General features: G+C 67.0%; 15 protein-coding genes. 6 read left to right on the plus strand and 9 right to left on the minus strand.

Features of this window, described 5'->3' with window-relative positions; all coding sequences use genetic code 11:
* Positions 1 to 16 precede the first annotated feature (16 nt).
* Positions 17 to 2,050 carry an excinuclease ABC subunit UvrC gene (gene uvrC / locus AC6HZP_RS10265; RefSeq protein ID WP_497526777.1) on the minus strand — a complete coding sequence of 678 codons (2,034 nt, stop codon included), beginning with the start codon at positions 2,048 to 2,050 and terminating at the stop codon, positions 17 to 19.
* Complete coding sequence (locus tag AC6HZP_RS10270; RefSeq protein ID WP_497526472.1) at positions 2,014 to 2,778, minus strand: SDR family oxidoreductase; 765 nt, start codon at positions 2,776 to 2,778, stop codon at positions 2,014 to 2,016. Before AC6HZP_RS10270 ends, uvrC begins: the two co-directional genes overlap by 37 nt.
* Positions 2,779 to 3,117: 339 nt before the next feature.
* Here AC6HZP_RS10270 and AC6HZP_RS10275 point away from each other — a divergent pair, with 339 nt between their 5' ends.
* Entirely contained in the window at positions 3,118 to 3,774 is a 657-nt protein-coding gene (locus tag AC6HZP_RS10275; protein ID WP_497526473.1) for an outer membrane protein, read from the plus strand.
* Positions 3,775 to 3,879: 105 nt separating this feature from the next.
* Here AC6HZP_RS10275 and AC6HZP_RS10280 read toward each other — a convergent pair whose 3' ends face one another.
* Genes AC6HZP_RS10280 through AC6HZP_RS10295 form a run of 4 tightly spaced genes read right to left on the minus strand, consistent with a single transcriptional unit; the run spans position 3,880 to position 6,506 of the window.
* Positions 3,880 to 4,725 (minus strand): inositol monophosphatase family protein, encoded by an 846-nt coding sequence (locus tag AC6HZP_RS10280; protein ID WP_497526474.1) that lies wholly within the window; start codon positions 4,723 to 4,725, stop codon positions 3,880 to 3,882.
* Positions 4,726 to 4,747: 22 nt separating this feature from the next.
* On the minus strand, positions 4,748 to 5,350 hold the full coding sequence (locus AC6HZP_RS10285) for a glutathione S-transferase family protein (RefSeq protein WP_497526475.1): 603 nt from the start codon (positions 5,348 to 5,350) through the stop codon (positions 4,748 to 4,750).
* A gap of 23 nt (positions 5,351 to 5,373) precedes the next feature.
* Positions 5,374 to 6,036: a ribonuclease T2 family protein gene (locus tag AC6HZP_RS10290; RefSeq protein ID WP_497526476.1), complete on the minus strand. Its 663-nt coding sequence runs from the start codon at positions 6,034 to 6,036 to the stop codon at positions 5,374 to 5,376.
* 2 nt (positions 6,037 to 6,038) lie between these two features.
* Positions 6,039 to 6,506, minus strand: a complete 468-nt coding sequence (locus AC6HZP_RS10295; RefSeq protein WP_497526477.1) for a hypothetical protein — start codon at positions 6,504 to 6,506, stop codon at positions 6,039 to 6,041.
* A 173-nt stretch (positions 6,507 to 6,679) separates the two neighbouring features.
* On the opposite strand from AC6HZP_RS10295, the gene AC6HZP_RS10300 reads away from it, so the two are divergent.
* On the plus strand, positions 6,680 to 7,660 hold the full coding sequence (locus tag AC6HZP_RS10300; protein WP_497526478.1) for a glutathione S-transferase family protein: 981 nt from the start codon (positions 6,680 to 6,682) through the stop codon (positions 7,658 to 7,660).
* A gap of 3 nt (positions 7,661 to 7,663) precedes the next feature.
* On the opposite strand, the gene AC6HZP_RS10305 is transcribed toward AC6HZP_RS10300, so the two are convergent.
* Positions 7,664 to 8,533, minus strand: a complete 870-nt coding sequence (locus AC6HZP_RS10305) for a 23S rRNA (adenine(2030)-N(6))-methyltransferase RlmJ (protein WP_497526778.1) — start codon at positions 8,531 to 8,533, stop codon at positions 7,664 to 7,666.
* Between the two features lie 203 nt (positions 8,534 to 8,736).
* Here AC6HZP_RS10305 and AC6HZP_RS10310 point away from each other — a divergent pair, with 203 nt between their 5' ends.
* Positions 8,737 to 10,023 (plus strand): MgtC/SapB family protein, encoded by a 1,287-nt coding sequence (locus AC6HZP_RS10310; RefSeq protein ID WP_497526479.1) that lies wholly within the window; start codon positions 8,737 to 8,739, stop codon positions 10,021 to 10,023.
* Between the two features lie 9 nt (positions 10,024 to 10,032).
* Here the strand turns inward: AC6HZP_RS10310 and purN are convergent, their stop codons facing one another.
* Positions 10,033 to 10,695 carry a phosphoribosylglycinamide formyltransferase gene (gene purN / locus AC6HZP_RS10315; RefSeq protein ID WP_497526480.1) on the minus strand — a complete coding sequence of 221 codons (663 nt, stop codon included), beginning with the start codon at positions 10,693 to 10,695 and terminating at the stop codon, positions 10,033 to 10,035.
* 2 nt (positions 10,696 to 10,697) lie between these two features.
* Positions 10,698 to 11,771 (minus strand): phosphoribosylformylglycinamidine cyclo-ligase, encoded by a 1,074-nt coding sequence (purM, locus tag AC6HZP_RS10320; RefSeq protein ID WP_497526481.1) that lies wholly within the window; start codon positions 11,769 to 11,771, stop codon positions 10,698 to 10,700.
* Between the two features lie 305 nt (positions 11,772 to 12,076).
* Here purM and AC6HZP_RS10325 point away from each other — a divergent pair, with 305 nt between their 5' ends.
* The 3 genes from AC6HZP_RS10325 (at position 12,077) to AC6HZP_RS10335 (ending at position 16,184) form a co-directional block, all read left to right on the plus strand.
* Positions 12,077 to 13,171: an AI-2E family transporter gene (locus tag AC6HZP_RS10325; protein ID WP_497526482.1), complete on the plus strand. Its 1,095-nt coding sequence runs from the start codon at positions 12,077 to 12,079 to the stop codon at positions 13,169 to 13,171.
* A gap of 27 nt (positions 13,172 to 13,198) precedes the next feature.
* On the plus strand, positions 13,199 to 13,903 hold the full coding sequence (locus AC6HZP_RS10330) for a P-loop NTPase family protein (protein ID WP_497526483.1): 705 nt from the start codon (positions 13,199 to 13,201) through the stop codon (positions 13,901 to 13,903).
* An 82-nt stretch (positions 13,904 to 13,985) separates the two neighbouring features.
* Positions 13,986 to 16,184 carry an RNA degradosome polyphosphate kinase gene (locus AC6HZP_RS10335; protein ID WP_497526484.1) on the plus strand — a complete coding sequence of 733 codons (2,199 nt, stop codon included), beginning with the start codon at positions 13,986 to 13,988 and terminating at the stop codon, positions 16,182 to 16,184.
* Positions 16,185 to 16,264: the final 80 nt, after the last annotated feature.

Consider the following 16,264-nt stretch of genomic DNA (forward strand, 5'->3'; position numbering starts at 1 on the left):
TTCGCTCGGATAGGCTCTAGTCGCCGTTTTCGTGGAAGAAGTCGTAGATCGTCCGGGCCATCTGTTCCGAGATGCCCGGCACGCCGATCAGGTCCGGGACGCTGGCGCGGCTCACCGCCTTGGCGGTGCCGAAATGGGCCAGCAGGGCGCGCTTGCGCGTCGGGCCGATGCCGTCGATCTCATCCAGCGGGCTCTTGGTAAACGCCGCCTTGCGCTTGGCGCGATGCGTGCCGATGGCGAAGCGGTGCGCCTCGTCGCGCAGGCGCTGGACGAAATAGAGCACGGGATCGCGCGGCTGCAGCATGAAGCCCTCGCGGCCCGGAATGAAGAATTTTTCGCGCCCCGCATCGCGGTCCGGTCCCTTGGCGATGCCGACCAGCGGCACCTGGTCCGTCAAACCCAGTCCGTCGATGATCTCGCGCGCGGCGGAGAGCTGTCCCAGGCCGCCGTCGATGAAGACGAGATCGGGCCAGGGGCCGAAGCCCTCCTCGTCGCGCGGCGCCGCGTCGCGCGAGCCGTGCTCCTTGACGAGCCGCGAAAAGCGCCGCGTCAGCACTTCCTTCATCATGCCGAAATCGTCGCCCGGGGTGATCTCCTCGGAGCGGATGTTGAACTTGCGGTACTGGTTCTTCACGAAGCCATTCGGCCCGGCGACGATCATGCCGCCGACGGCGTTGGTGCCCATGATGTGGCTGTTGTCGTAGACCTCGATCCGGCGCGGTGGGGCCTCCAGCGCGAAGGTTTCGCCAACGCCGTCGAGCAGCCGGGCCTGGCTGGCGGTTTCGGCCAGATTGCGGCCGAGCGCCTCGCGGGCGTTGAGTAGCGCGTGGTCGACCAGGTCCTTCTTCTCGCCGCGCTTCGGCACGGCGATCTCGACCTTGTGGCCGGCATGCTCGCTGAGCGCCTCGGCGATCAGGTCCATCTCCTCCACTTCGTGGCTGAGCAGGATCAGGCGCGGGCAGGGCTTGTCCTCGTAGAACTGCGCCAGGAAGGCGCCGAGGATCTCGGCCGCGTCGAGGCTCTTGTCGGCGCGCGGATAGAAGGCGTGGTTGCCCCAGTTCTGGCCGGTGCGGAAGAAGAACACCTGCACGCAGCTCTGCCCGCCTTCCTGGTGGACGGCGAGCACGTCGGCTTCGTCGACGGTCTGCGGATTGATGCCCTGATGCGACTGGACATGCGACAGCGCCGCGATGCGGTCCCTGTAGATGGCGGCGCGCTCGAAATCGAGATCGGCGCTCGCTTCGCCCATCGCGCGGGCAAGATCCTGCTTGATGGCCGACGACTTGCCGGTCAGGAACCCCTTCGCCTCGCGGACCAGCTCGGCATAGTCGTCGAGGGCGATCTCGCCGGTGCAGGGCGCCGAGCAGCGCTTGATCTGGAAAAGCAGGCAGGGACGCGTCCGGCTCTCATAGACGCTGTCGGTGCAGGTGCGGATCAGGAAGGCGCGCTGCATCGCGTTCATCGTGCTGCCGACGGCGCCGGCGGAGGCGAACGGGCCGTAATAGTCGCCCTTGCGCGTCCGCGCGCCGCGATGCTTGACCAGCTGCGGCGCCTCGTGGTCGCCGGTGATGAGAATGTAGGGAAACGATTTATCGTCGCGCAGAAGCACGTTGAAGCGCGGCCGCAACCGCTTGATCAGATTGGCTTCGAGCAGCAGCGCTTCCGTCTCGGTCCGCGTCGTGACGAATTCCATCGTCGCGGTCTGCTGGATCATCCGGATGATGCGGTTCGACTGCATCCCGATGCGCGTGTAGCTGGTCACGCGCTTCTTCAGATTGCGCGCCTTGCCGACATAGAGGACGTTGCCGCCCTGGTCGAACATCCGGTAGACGCCGGGCGCGTTCGGCAGGCGCTTGACGAAATCGGCGATGACGCGGGCGCCCTGGCCGCGCGGCACGAGTTCGCCGCCCGCCTCGAAGGCGGTTTCCGTCTCAGCCTCTGCCTCGGGCGCCGGCGAGGTTGCGCTGACGTCGGCTTCGATCTCGGGCTTGTCGTTCTCGGCTGGTGCGGTGTTCACTCGTTGATGCCTACGATATCGGGCGTTTCCCAGGCAAGATGCTGCCCGCCATCGAGCGCGATCATCTGGCCGGTGATGGAGCGCGTCTCATAAAGATATCGGATCGTGCGCCCGAATTCGCCAAGTTCCGGACCATGTTTCAAGAGCACGGCCTCCGCCTGCTTCTGGAATTCGGCCGGATCCTGGCGCGGCGAGGGCAGGGTCGGCCCCGGTCCGATCGCGTTGACGCGGATGCGCGGCGCCAAGGCCTGGGCGAGCGTCCGCGTCGCCGTCAGGAGGCCCGACTTCGACAATTGGTAAGATAGGAATTGCGGCGTGGTTTTCCAGGCGCGCTGGTCGACCATGTTGACCACGAGCCCCTCGCGATCGGCCGGCAGTTGGGCCGCGAAGGCGTCCGCCAGGAAGACGGGGGCGGCGAGGTTGACGGTCGACTGGCGCTGGAACCGCTCCACGTCGAGGTCGCCGATCCCGTCCGCCTCGAAGATCGAGGCATTGTTGACGAGGAGCGTCAGCGGGCCGAGGGCTGCCGCCGCGAGGGCGGGCAGGGCGCGCGCGGCGTCGAGATCGGCGAGATCCGCCGTCACGACGGCGGCGCGTCCGCCCGCGGCGCGGATGCGGCCGGCGAGCTCGTCGGCATCGCCGACCGAGTTCCGGCAATGGATCGCGACGGCGAAGCCGTTTTTCGCCAGGTCCTCGACGATGGCGCGGCCGATCCGCCGCGCGCCGCCGGTCACCAGCGCAATGCCTTTTTCGTCTGCCATCGTCTTGTCGCCTGTCCGAATCTGTCGCGCCGGGAAGATAAGGCCGCCCGGCATTTTCGGTAAGCCTTCATTAGGCTTGGTTAAATGTGGTCAACACCTGCGTTGGCAATGTGACGTGTAGGCCCGCACACATCGGGTTGCATCGATAAAATTTGAATAAAAACAAGCGGTTGATGCGGTTGTGTTGGATTTTTGCAACCCGCCTCGAATGCCGCGAACATGCCTTATTTCCTGTCCGGTTCCGCCGCATTCGGCCGCATAATTTAGACCATCGGATCGGGGGAGAAATCGGCCCCCGGATCAAGTTTGATTTTCAGTTTAGTACGCATGGAGACCAAGATGCTGCGTATCCGCACCCTCTCCCTGAGCGCCATCGCGCTTGCTCTGTCGGCTGCCCCGGTTCTGGCTGCGGATCTGACCTACGAGCCGGCTCCGGCCCCGATCTCGACGTCGTCGCAGGCCTTCAGCTGGACCGGCCCGTATGTCGGCGCCACCGTCGGCTATGGCTGGTCGTCGACCGACGCTTCCTCGCAGAACGCCTTCGGCAGCATCAACGGCAACGGCTTCAAGGGCGGCCTCTACGCCGGTTACAACTTCGACCTCGGCAACCAGTGGGTCGTCGGCGCGGAAGTCGACGCCAACCTCGATGACGTCAGCGGCTCGAGCGCTCGCGGCGACGTCCGTCAGCGTTGGGATTCGACCGCTCGTGCTCGCGTCGGCTACGCCTTCGACCGTTACCTCGCTTACGGCACGGGTGGCGCTGCCATCTCCGGCGCCAGCGCCAACAGCTACAACGGCGCCGCTGACTCGAACACCCACCTGGGCTGGACCGTCGGCGCAGGCGTCGAGGCCCAGGTCGTCGGCAACGTGACCGCCCGCCTCGAGTACCAGTACGCCGACTACGGCAAGAAGACCTACGACTTCGGCAGCCAGGGTAACTCCGATGTCGACTTCAGCACCAACACGATCCGCGCTGGTGTTGGCGTCAAGTTCTGATCCAGCCTAACGGCTGAACGAGAAACGCCGGCGGGGCAACCCGCCGGCGTTTTTCGTTTCTAGCGTTCGACCTGTGCGGGGCCGCGTCGAGCGCGGCCCGCGTCGTCACGCGCCGGCGTATTCCGTGCCGGCGAACAGCGCAGCCTGCAGGGCCTGCCAGCTCGCCTGGTCCGGGGCGCACAACAGGCCGCCGTCGCGATGCGCCGGCTGATAGGCGCTGCCGTCGAAGCGGGCGGAATAGCCGCCGGCCTCCTGGTGGATCAGCCAGCCCGCGACATGGTCCCAGACCGTCAGCTTGGCATAGAGCGCGAAGTGGCTGTGGCCGCCGGCCAGCATCCGGTATTCATGCGCGGCGCAGCGATAGCCGGCGGCCGAGCGCGTCGCGGCGAGGTTGGCGCAGACGCGCGAGCGCAGCGGCTCGGACAGCAGCGACCACGAGGCGGTGCCGGACATCTCGTCGACGGGCTTCGCCGCCGCCACCTTGAGGTCGTTGCGGCCGCCGTCCGCCGTTTCCGTCCAGGCGCCTTCGCCGCGCACGGCGATCGTCCAGTCGCCGCCGATCGGATCGAGAATGACGCCGCCGACGGCCTCGCCGCGCACCACCACGCCAGCCATCACGCCGAAGAGCGTCAGCCCCGAGGCGAAGTTCTTGGTGCCGTCGACGGGGTCGACGACGAAGGCGAGGTCGGCGCCGTCGAGCCGGTCCAGCAGCGTCTCGTCGGCCGAGACCGCTTCCTCGCCGATCACCACGGCGCCCGGGAAGGCCTTCGCCAGCTTCGCGGTGATCACCTTTTCGGCCGCTTCGTCGGCATCGGTGACGAGGTCCTCCGCCGAGGTCTTCTGGCGGATGGCGCCGGCGGCGAGGCGCCGGAATCGCGGCAGGATTTCCTGCTCCGCCGCATCATGAAGGATCGCGGCGACGGTGCGGGCGTCGGCGGTAGAGAATGTCATCATGGTCTCCAGGCTGTGGGGGTCAGGCCTTGACGCGGGTGGTCTCGAACGCGGGAACGCGGGCCGCGAAGCTGTCGAGGAAGGCCTTCAACTTCGGGTGGCCGTCCCGCCAGTCGCCGCCGAAACGGAGATCCAGATAGCCGAGCGCGCAGGCGAGCGCGATCGTGCCGACATGCGCGGCATCATCGAGCGGCCATGCCTCGGCCGCTGCGAGGCCGCGCTCGACCTTGCCGCGCTGATGCGCTTTCCAGGTCTCGCTCTGCTGCGCCTCGTCGCGCCAGCGTCCCTCATAGACCTGGAGCAGGGCGGCGTCGGCGATGCCATCGGCCAGCGCTTGCAGGCCGAGCACCCGGAAGCGGCGCGCCGGATCGGTCGGGATGACGCGGTCGCCGCCGGCCAGATGATCGAGATATTCGATGATGACGCGCGAATCATAAAGCACGAAGCCGTCATCCAGGATCAGCGCCGGGATCTTGCCGAGCGGATTTTGCTGGCGGAGCGTGTCGTTCGGATTGGTCGTGTCCGCCATCACGATCTGAATACGGTCCGATAGATCAAGCTCTTGCATGACGATCTTGACCTTGCGCCCGAACGGGGACGCGGGCGAACTGCGCAGGACGAGCAAAGTGGGATTCCTTGTCGGGGAGATTATCGGACGGGAGGCATGGTGAGCCGGTCGTTGCGGCATGCCTTGCGGTCGACCTCGGCGCAGCTGCGGAACCGGAGGTCCCGCGTCAGGCAGATGCGGACTTCCTTGAGGCGGCGGGAATCGCAGGAGACGGCGATGCCGTCGCGCCGGAGGCCGGGATTGGCGGCGATGAAGGCCGCCTCGACCTCGTCCGGCGAGACGGTCAGATAGTCTTCGACATCGACGAAACGCTCGGGAATCCGGACCGCCTGGTTCGCCTGTCGCGTCAGCGCGAAATAGTCGGCCGGCTCGAGGCCCGAGCAGGAGCCATGCGTCCGCCATTCGTGACGGACGAGCCCGGGGCTCGGCATGATGTCGAGCATGCCGTCGACGAGGCGGCGCGGCAGGCCGCTGCGCGGACCGACATCGCAATTGCGCGGCGAGCCGCGCTCATATTGCGGCCAGAGCCCGTGCACGACGAAGGCGAACGGCCTCGGTCCGCCGCACTGGATACGGTCGGAATTGCCGCGATCCTGGCAATAGGTCGGCGACCAGGAGAGCGACAGAACGTAGAAATCGAACTCGCCCGGCGTATCGGCCGAGGCGGCGGTCTGGCTGGTCCAGAGCGCGGCCAGGGCGACGAGCGAGACGATCAGGCCGCGCAGGACCGCCGGAAATGGCACGTTCAGTAGTACCGGCCCGGACGGACAGTGCGGCAGTGGCCGTCATGCACCCGCCACGGATCCTGGCCGGCGACGCAGAAGTCGACATACCAGCCGATCGAGGCGAAGCCCATGCGCTCCTCGATCAGATAGTAGACCGGGGTCGGGCGGATGTTGTCGGAGATGAAGATGTCCGCCCGGCAGAAGCGGCGGTCGATCAGGCCGGGATCACCGGGCACGAACTGGGATTCGCTGACCGAGGCGATTTCGCGGAAGGCGAGGTTGTTGCCCCAGGTGTGGGTGTTGGCCCAGTGGTAACGCTCGGCCATGTTGGAAAGGACGGCCGGGGCGTCGCAGGGCGGAACGCTGCCGCGATCCCAGCCCCTCCGCATTTCGGGCTCATAGCCGTAGCTGCCGGAATAGTCGGCCGCCTGGGCCGCGGAGCCGGCGACCGTCACGATGGCGATGGCGGCGAGAAGGGTACGGATCATGGAGGCGACTCCCCAGAGGACGCTTTCCTGACGATGCGGCACTCCCCCCGGCACGGTCAAGCGCTCAACGCCTCTCCGAGGGCCTCGCGGTGAACAGAGCGTCGTCGTGTGGGCGGCTGGCAACAACTTCCGTTTGATCCAATATGCGTCCGACAACGTTTGGAGCATCGGATATGGGACTTCTGGTCGACGGCATATGGCAGGACCAATGGTATGACACGCGCAACACGGGCGGCCGCTTCCAGCGCAGCGCCGCCGGTTTCCGCAACTGGGTGACGGCCGACGGCAGTCCCGGTCCCACCGGCAGGGGCGGCTTCAAGGCCGAGCCCGGCCGCTACCATCTCTACATCGCGCGCGCCTGCCCCTGGGCGCATCGGGTGATGATCTTCCGCGCCCTGAAGGGCCTCGAGGACATGATCGACTATTCGGTTGTCCATTGGCTGATGGCGGAAAACGGCTGGACCTTCGCGCCGGGCCCCGGCGTCACGCCGGACAACGTTGGCGGTTTCGACTTCCTCTATCAGGTCTACACCAAGGCCGATCCGGACTATTCCGGCCGCGTCACCGTGCCGGTGCTCTGGGACAAGCAGACCCAGACGATCGTCAGCAACGAGTCGTCCGAGATCATCCGCATGCTGAATTCGGCGTTCGACGGCGTCGGCGCCAAGGCGGGGGACTACTATCCCGAGGCACTGCGGCCCGAGATCGACGCGCTGAACCAGCGGATCTACGACACGGTCAACAACGGCGTCTACAAGGCCGGCTTCGCGACGAGCCAGACGGCGTATGAGGAGGCGGTCTGGCCGCTCTTCGAAAGCCTGGACTGGCTCGAGGGCCTGCTGTCGGAGCAGCGCTATCTGGCCGGGGACCGGCTGACCGAGGCCGACTGGCGGCTGTTCACGACGCTCTTGCGCTTCGATCCCGTCTATGTCGGGCACTTCAAGTGCAACTGGCGCCGGCTGGTCGACTATCCCGCGCTGTGGTCCTACACGCGCGAGCTCTACCAGGTGGCCGGCATCCGCGAGACCGTCGATTTCGACCACATCAAGCGGCACTATTACGAGAGCCACAAGACGATCAATCCGACCGGGGTCGTCCCGATCGGCCCGTTGATCGACTTCGACGAGAGGCCAGATCGCGCGTTCGCGGCCTAGAGATCAGCTCTCGCCGCGGATCCACCAGACGCGGCGACCGGCCTTGTCGGTCTCGCCGAGGATCGGCGCGAGGCCGGTCAGGAGCGCGTCGAGGGTCCGGTCCAAGTGCCAGGGCGGATTGCAGATGACGAGGCCCGTGCCGTTGAAGGTGTCGGGCGTCGTCCGCTCGCGCACCCAGAGCTCCGCGCCGAGCAGCTTCTTGATGCCGCTCTCGGCGAGGCGCTTGTGGAAATTCGTCACCGCGCCGATGTCCTTGATCGGATACCAGAGCGCGTAGACGCCCGTCGGCCAGCGCTGGTAGGCCTTCTCGAAGCGGTCGAACAGCGTCTTGAATTCGTCCGGCTGCTCATAGGGCGGGTCGATCAGCACGAGGCCGCGACGCTCCTTCGGCGGCACGAAGGAGCCGAGCGCCAGCCAGCCGTCCAACTCGATCGCCTTGACCTGGAAATCGCCGGCGAAGAGCTCGGCCAGAGTTGCGTGATCGGCCGGGTGCATCTCGACCGCCGTCATCCGGTCGGTCTTGCGCAGGAGATGGCGGATCAGCCAGGGCGAGCCCGGATAATGCCGGAGCCCGCCATCCGGATTGGCGGCGGCGACCGTTTCGAGATAGGGAGCGAGCGCCTCGGCGAGCTTGCGCGTCAGCTCGACCGCCGGCTTGCCGTCGGCGCCGAGCAGCCTGCCGATGCCGGTCTGCCATTCGTTGGTCTTGCCCGCCTCGATCGCGTCCAAATCGTAGAGGCCGATGCCGGCATGGGTGTCGATCACCCGGAACGGCTTGTCCTTGGCCTTCAGATGCTCGACGAGCAGCGCGAGGATGGCGTGCTTGACGACATCGGCGAAATTTCCGGCGTGATAGGCGTGGCGATAGTTCATGGCCGAGGTGGTGGCATTGAAGCGTCGTCCGCGCAAGGTGATTTCGAGCGTGGTGGCGCGGCTTCCTCGCCGAGGTGAGTGGAAGGCGGTCGGCCGGCCGTCCTCGCTGTGTCCGCGACACCGCATTCGCGCCGGCCGCGACGCCGTACATGCCCTGCGTAGCGTTGGAAGCTATGATGCCGACGTCGATTCCTGGAGTGATCGTGAACGAGTTCGAGCCCTTCTATCGTCTGGCCCTCGCCATCGCGATCGGCCTCCTGGTCGGCGTCGAGCGCCATTGGCGCGAGCGTGAACTCGCGCCGGGACGGCGCACGGCGGGCATCCGCACCTTCGCGATGATCGGCATGCTCGGCGGCGTCGTCGGCCTGATCGAGAAGGGGCTGCCGCCGGGCGGGCAGGCGGGGATTGCCACCGGCATCATCTTCCTTGCCTTCTCGACGGTCTTCGCCTTCTTCCAGTGGCGCGAATCCGAGGCGGAAGGCGAGTTCAGCGTCACCTCCGTGATCGCCGCGATGGCGACCTTCCTGTTCGGCGTGCTCGCCGTGCTCGGCGATCTCAAGCTCACGGCGGCCGGTGGCGTGACGCTCGTGGCCATCCTGGCGAGCCGCGAGCCGCTGCACCGCTTCATCGAGAAGATGAGCTGGGTCGAACTGCGCTCGGCGATCATCCTGCTCACGATGACCTTCGTCATCCTGCCGCTGCTGCCGCACACGCCCTATGGCCCCTTCGGCGGCATTTCGCTGCGTTCGGTCTGGTCGCTCGCCATCCTTCTCGCCGCCATCTCCTATGTCGGCTACGTCGCCATCCGCCTGTTCGGTGCCGGACGGGGCGAACTGGCGGCGGGTGCCGCCGGCGGTCTGGTGTCCTCGACGGCGGTGACGCTCGACAATGCCCGTCGTTCCACGGCCGGTCATGACGTCGCTTGGCTCGCCGGCGGCGCCGCGGTCGCGGGCTGCGCGTCCTATCTGAGGACGGGCGCGCTCGTGCTTTTCCTGGCGCCGCCGCTCGCCTGGCTGCTGCTGCCGCCCTTCATCGCCGGAGCGCTTGCCATGGCGGCCGGCGCGGCGTGGCTCGTGCGTGGGCAGAGCGCCAAGGCGCACAAGGCGACGTCGATGCGCAATCCGTTCGAGCTGAGCAGCGTGCTCAAGCTGACATTGTTTCTCGCGGCCATCGGCTTCGCCGTGCGGGCGGCGTCGGCGGCGTTCGGCTCGGCCGGCATCGTCTTCGCCTCCGCGCTCTCCGGCATCGGCGATGTCGACGCCGCCACCGTCACGGTGGCCGGCCTGCCGTCGCTCGAGACTAGCGTCGGGGCGCTGGCGATCGCGGCGGCGGTTGCCTCCAACACCGTCGCCAAGGCGATCTATGCGGTGGCGGCCGGCGACCGCGCCTTCGGCTGGCGCTTTGGCGCCGTCTCGGCCGTGGCGCTCGTGGCCGGCGGCGCGGCGTTCTGGGCGGCGAATGTCGGGATGGCGGGGCTGAACCCTTCCTGAGGGCCTCGCCTATCCCGTGAAGGCCGGCCCCACCAGCATGCCGCCGAGATCGGCGGGCATGTCGGCGTGAAGCTTCAGCCGCTCGTTCTCGACCGTGGCGAGGCCGGAGGCGACGAGGGCGAGCGCCATCGGGTAGAGCTGGTGCTCGGCCGTCAGCACGCGCTTCGACAGCGTGTCGGGCGTGTCGTCGAGCGCGATCGGCACGGCGGCCTGACCGATGATCGGGCCGGAATCCATCTGCGCGCGGACGAAGTGCACGGTGCAGCCGGCGAGGCGCATTCCGGCTTCCAGCGCGCGCTCATGCGTGTGCAGGCCGGGGAAGAGCGGCAGGAGCGACGGGTGGATGTTGATCATCCGGTCGCGCCAGCCCTCGACAAAGCCATCGGTCAGGAGCCGCATGAAGCCGGCGAGGCAGACAAGATCGATGTTCTCGGCGCGCAGGCGCCTGTCCATCGCCGCGTCGAATTCGGCGCGGCTGGAAAAGCCCTTGTGGTCGATCACCGCCGTGGCGATGCCGGCTTCCGCCGCGCGGACGAGCCCGCCCGCGTCGGCGCGGTTCGAAAGCACCAGCGCGATCTCGGCCGGAAAATCGGGATCGGCGGCGGCTTCGATCAGGGCCGTCATGTTCGAGCCGCGGCCCGAGATCAGGATCGCGACGCGCTTCCTCGCCATCGTCAAAGCGCCAGGGCGCCGGAGAATTCGACGCCTTCGCCCTCGCGCGGCACGAGCGTGCCGAGGCGCATCACCGTCTCGCCTTCGGCGGCGAGCGCCGCCGTCACGGCGTCGGCCGCCTCGGGCGCGACGACGACGATCATGCCGACGCCGCAGTTGAAGGTGCGCAGCATCTCATGCTCGGCGACGCCGCCGGTCTTCGACAGCCAGCCGAATACGGGCGGCACGGTGACGGCGTCGAGATCGACGGCGGCCGCCAGCGCGTCGGGGAGGACGCGCGGAATGTTGTCGACGAAGCCGCCGCCGGTGATGTGGGCCATCGCCTTGATCGCGCCGGTGGCGCGGATGGCGGCGAGCAGCGGCTTCACATAGATCCGCGTCGGCGCGAGCAGGGCGCGGCCGAGCGGCAGCTCCGGCGCGAAGGGCGCGGGGGCGTCGAAGCCGAGACCGGACAGCTCGACGATCTTGCGGACCAGCGAGAAGCCGTTCGAATGCACGCCGGAGGAGGCGAGGCCGAGCAGCACGTCGCCCTCGGCGACGTCCGGGCGCGGCAGCAGGCCGGTGCGCTCGACGGCGCCGACGGCAAAGCCGGCGAGATCATAGTCGCCCGCCTTGTAGAGGCCGGGCATCTCGGCCGTCTCGCCGCCGATCAGCGCGGCGCCAGCGATGCGGCAGCCCTCGGCGATGCCGGCGACGACCGTCGCGGCCTCGCTCGGATCGAGCTTGCCGGTGGCGAAATAGTCGAGGAAGAACAGCGGCTCGGCGCCCTGGACGATCAAATCGTTGACGCACATGGCGACGAGGTCGATGCCGACCGTGTCGTGGATGCCGGTGTCGATCGCGACCTTCAGCTTGGTGCCGACGCCGTCATTGGCGGCGACGAGCAGCGGATCGGTGTACCCGGCCGCCTTCGGATCGAAGATCCCGCCGAAGCCGCCGATATCGGCGTCCGCGCCGGGGCGGCGGGTTGCCTTGACGAGCGGCTTGATCATGTCGACGAGACGGTTGCCGGCGTCGATATCGACGCCTGCGTCGGCATAGCTCAGGGCGTTTTTGGCGCCGGTCTTTTCGGTCATCGAAGGATCCCGGTTGCTTTGGGCAGGGAGGACCACATCCGCGCCATCGCCGTCAATCCGAAATCGCCGTCTGCGCTGAATTGTGACGATCGGGAGGCATGCGGAAAGGGCGACGCGGTGATCGGCCGGGGCGGCGGGTGGCGAGCGGATGGAGGGGGATATCGACAGACATTCCACGACTTTCCGCCCGATATCGGCCCCTTCGGGCGGCCATCCTTGACCGCTTCGCCATGCAGGCCGTATCTGGGGCGGGACGAGCTTCGCCAGTTGGCCTGGCCGATGGATGGAAGAGGGGGCGCATCGCCGTGAATCTGCAACGTCAGATCGGGTTTTGGCTCGCCGCGTTTTTCGTCTTCGTGCTGTTTCTGTTCGTGTTCAGCAACGTGCTGCTTCCCTTCCTGGTCGGCATGGCGGTGGCCTATGGCCTCGACCCGATCGCCGACTGGCTGGAGCGGCGCGGCCTCGGCCGCCTGGCGGCTTCGCTGGTCATTCTCGTCGGCTTCCTCGTCCTGCTCGCCATATTGATGCTGCTGATCGTGCCGGTGCTGGCCAACCAGCTCGCCGGCTTCATCGACAAGATCCCCGCCTATGCCCAGCAATTGCAGGCCCTGGTGCAGGTGTTCCTCGACACGACCCGGCTTGGACAGCTGCTGAAGGTCGATTCCAGCCAGCTGAAGAACTCCATGGGGACGCTGATGAGCGAGGGCGCCGGATGGCTCTCGACGCTCCTGAAGTCGATCTGGAGCGGGGGATCGGCGCTGGTGGACCTCGCCGCGCTGTTCGTCGTCACGCCGGTGGTCGCCTTCTACATGCTGATCGACTGGGACAAGATGGTGGCGCGCATCGACAGCTGGGTGCCGCGCGATCACGTCGAGACGGTCCGCACCATCGCGCGCGACATCGACCATGCCATCGCCGGCTTCGTGCGCGGGCAGGGGCTGGTCTGCATCCTGCTCGGCTGCATCTACGCCTTCGGCCTGATGCTGGTCGGCGTCAATTTCGGCCTCCTGATCGGCATTGGCGCCGGCATCCTCTCCTTCATCCCCTATGTCGGCACCACCGTCGGCTTCGTGGTCGGCGTCAGCGTGGCGCTGGTGCAGTTCTGGCCCGAATGGCAGTGGATCGGCGCCACCGTGGTGGTGTTCCTGGTCGGCCAGTTCATCGAGGGGAACATCCTGCAGCCGCGCCTCGTCGGCCGCAGCGTCGGCCTGCATCCGGTCTGGCTGATGTTCGCGCTGTTCGCCTTCGGCGCGCTGTTCGGCTTCGTCGGCCTGCTGATCGCCGTCCCCGCGGCTGCGGCTATCGCCGTCCTGATGCGCTTCGCCCTTGCCCGTTACCTGACCAGCCCGATCTACCGGGGCGAGACGGGCAATGACGAGCCGCCGGCTCCGCTTCGTTGAGCGCCAATCGTTCGAGCGTTTTGTACCATGAGTGAGTCCTCGCGGCAGTTGCCGCTTTCCCTGCCGCACAGCGCCGCCATGACGCGGGAAGATTTCATCGTCGGCAGGGCGAACCAGTCCGCCGTGGCGCTGGTCGACCGCTATCCCGACTGGCCCAATCCGGTCGCGCTGCTGGTCGGCCCGGTTGGCTCGGGCAAGACGCATCTCGGCCAGATCTGGAAGGCGGCCGCCGGCGCCTCCGAAATCGCCGCGCGCGATCTCGCCACGGCCGGTCTCGACGAACTGGTCGGCTCCGGCCCGGTCCTCGTCGAGGACCTGCACGAGGAAGGGGTCTCGCAGCCGGCCCTGTTCCATCTGCTCAATCTCGTGCGCGAGCGCCGGGTGTCGGCGCTGCTGACGAGCCGCGTGCCGCTGCAGGCGCTCGATTTCGGCCTCGCCGATCTTGCCTCGCGCCTGCGCGCCACCGTTCCGGCGGAACTCAGCGAGCCGGACGACGACCTGCTGGCGCTCGTCGTCGTCAAGCTGTTCGCCGACCGGCAGCTTGCGGTCGATCCGGCGGTGGTCGATTTCATCAGCCGCCGCATGGAGCGCTCGCTGGGCGCGGCGAACCGGCTGGTCGAGCTTCTCGACCATGAGGCGCTGGCAGCGGGCCGGCCCATCACGCGCCAGTTGGCGGCGACGGTGCTGTCGCGCGAGGCCGGCGACGAGCCCGAATTGCCCTTCGACGACTAAAGATCGTTTTGCCGTCCTCGCATGACGCAATTGTCACAATTCGCGTGTATTCTGCTGGGGTAACGCCAACGGAAGAACGGTGATGGATCAGAAGAATCCCGACGCTCAGGCGGCGCTGGCCGCCCTCAAGGTCGAGGCCGGGGAAGCGGATAAGCTTCGCCATAGCCCGGAGCGCTTCATCAACCGGGAGCTGTCCTGGCTCGAGTTTAACCGTCGCGTTCTCGAGGAGGCGGGCAACAGCCAGCATCCGCTGCTCGAACGCCTGCGCTTCCTTTCGATCTCGGCCAACAATCTCGACGAGTTCTTCATGGTGCGCGTCGCCGGCCTTCGGGGCCAGCAGCGCGAAGGCGTCAGCATGACGAGCGATGACGGCCTGACGCCCAGCGAGCAGCTGGTGCGGATCGCCGATGCCGTCTCGACGCTCGCATCCGACCAACAGAAGCGCTGGGCGGAGCTGCGCAACGAGCTCGCGATTTCCGGCATCATGCTGATCGATCCCTCGGCCTTGAAGGAGACCGAGCGGACCTGGCTCGAAGGCTATTTCATGGACTCGGTCTTCCCGGTCCTGACGCCGCTCGCCATCGATCCGGCGCACCCGTTCCCGTTCATTCCCAATCTCGGCTTCTCGCTGGTCATGCAGCTGGTGCGGCCGACGACGGGCAACCGGATGACGGCGCTGCTGCGCGTGCCGATCACGCTCGACCGCTTCATCAAGCTGCCGTCCTCGGAGCCGGGGGTGGATCGCTACATCAGCCTCGAGAACGCCGTGTCGCTGTTCACCCAGCGCCTGTTCCCGAGCTACACGATCGAGGGCGTCGGCGCCTTCCGCATCATTCGCGACTCCGACATCGAGGTCGAGGAAGAGGCCGAGGATCTCGTCCGCTTCTTCGAGTCGGCGCTGAAGCGCCGCCGGCGCGGATCGGTGATCCGGCTCGAGATCGAGTCGGCGACACCCGATGGCCTGCGCAATTTCGTCGCCGGAGCGCTCGCGGTCTTGCCGGACGAGATCTTCCTGGTCGACGGCATGCTGGCGCTGAACGATCTCTCGCAGCTCGTCGGCATCGATCGCCCGAACCTGAAGTTCCCGCCCTACCAGGCCCGCTTCCCGGAGCGCATCCGCGAGAATGGCGGCGACTGCTTCGCCGCGATCCGCGAGAAGGACCTGATCGTCCATCATCCCTATGAGTCCTTCGATGTCGTGGTGCAGTATCTGCGCCAGGCGGCGCTGGATCCGGACGTCGTGGCCATCAAGCAGACGCTCTACCGCACCTCGAAGGACAGCCCGATCGTCCGCGCGCTTCAGGAAGCCGCCGAGGCCGGCAAGTCGGTGACGGCGCTGGTCGAGCTCAAGGCGCGCTTCGACGAAGAGGCGAACATCAAGTGGGCGCGCGATCTCGAGCGCGCCGGCGTGCAGGTCGTCTACGGCTTCATCGAGCTCAAGACCCACGCCAAGCTGTCGCTGGTCGTCCGCCGCGAGGGCGGCGCGCTGGTCAGCTATGTCCATATCGGCACGGGCAACTACCACCCGATCACCGCGCGCGTTTATACGGATCTGTCCTATTTCTCCGACGATCCGGCAATCGCCCGCGACGTCGCGCGCATCTTCAACTACATCACCGGCTATACCGAGCCGGTCGAGATCGAGCGCCTGTCGACCTCGCCGCATTTCCTGCGCAAGCGCATCCTCGACCTGATCTACGCCGAGATCGACCATGTGAAGGCCGGTCGGCCGGGCGCGATCTGGATGAAGATGAACTCGCTCGTCGATCCCCAGATCATCGACGCGCTCTATGACGCGAGCCGGGCCGGCGTCGATATCGAGCTAGTGATCCGCGGAATCTGTTGCCTGCGGCCGGGCGTTCCGGGGCTTTCGGAGCGGATTCGCGCCCGTTCCATCGTCGGGCGCTTCCTGGAGCACGCCCGCATTCTCTGCTTCGGAAACGGCCACGGGTTGCCCTCGCCGGAAGCGATCGTTTATATCGGTTCTGCTGACCTGATGCCCCGGAACCTCGATCGTCGTGTCGAGGCCATGATTCCGATGCTGAATCCGACCGTGCACGAACAGGTGCTCGATCAGATCATGGTCGCCAACCTGAAGGACAACCAGCAGAGCTGGGAGATCCAGCCAGATGGAACGTCGCGACGGATCGTGCCGCGGAAGGGCGAAGAAGTCTTCAACGCCCACCAGTATTTCATGACAAACCCGAGTCTTTCAGGACGTGGAAAATCGCTCAAGAACAGTTCGCCCCGATCGATCGGGAACCGACCTGCCAAGCATTGAAGCCGAAGCGTTCTCGCTGGAGGACGCGGAAGCCCATGAATATGCGCCGGGGCGGCTGAACGGCACCGGTCCTGTCGCGA

This window comes from Kaistia sp. SLG-1 (genome assembly GCF_059699055.1).

Excerpts from the sequence above, each read along its gene's own strand:
- AC6HZP_RS10275 (WP_497526473.1), top strand. The coding sequence starts at position 3,118 with ATGCTGCGTATCCGCACCCTCTCCCTGAGCGCCATCGCGCTTGCTCTG.
- AC6HZP_RS10335 (WP_497526484.1), top strand. The coding sequence starts at position 13,986 with ATGGATCAGAAGAATCCCGACGCTCAGGCGGCGCTGGCCGCCCTCAAG.
- AC6HZP_RS10300 (WP_497526478.1), top strand. The coding sequence starts at position 6,680 with ATGGGACTTCTGGTCGACGGCATATGGCAGGACCAATGGTATGACACG.
- AC6HZP_RS10270 (WP_497526472.1), bottom strand. The coding sequence starts at position 2,778 with ATGGCAGACGAAAAAGGCATTGCGCTGGTGACCGGCGGCGCGCGGCGG.
- AC6HZP_RS10295 (WP_497526477.1), bottom strand. The coding sequence starts at position 6,506 with ATGATCCGTACCCTTCTCGCCGCCATCGCCATCGTGACGGTCGCCGGC.
- AC6HZP_RS10305 (WP_497526778.1), bottom strand. The coding sequence starts at position 8,533 with ATGAACTATCGCCACGCCTATCACGCCGGAAATTTCGCCGATGTCGTC.
- purN (WP_497526480.1), bottom strand. The coding sequence starts at position 10,695 with ATGGCGAGGAAGCGCGTCGCGATCCTGATCTCGGGCCGCGGCTCGAAC.
- AC6HZP_RS10280 (WP_497526474.1), bottom strand. The coding sequence starts at position 4,725 with ATGACATTCTCTACCGCCGACGCCCGCACCGTCGCCGCGATCCTTCAT.
- purM (WP_497526481.1), bottom strand. The coding sequence starts at position 11,771 with ATGACCGAAAAGACCGGCGCCAAAAACGCCCTGAGCTATGCCGACGCA.
- AC6HZP_RS10330 (WP_497526483.1), top strand. The coding sequence starts at position 13,199 with ATGAGTGAGTCCTCGCGGCAGTTGCCGCTTTCCCTGCCGCACAGCGCC.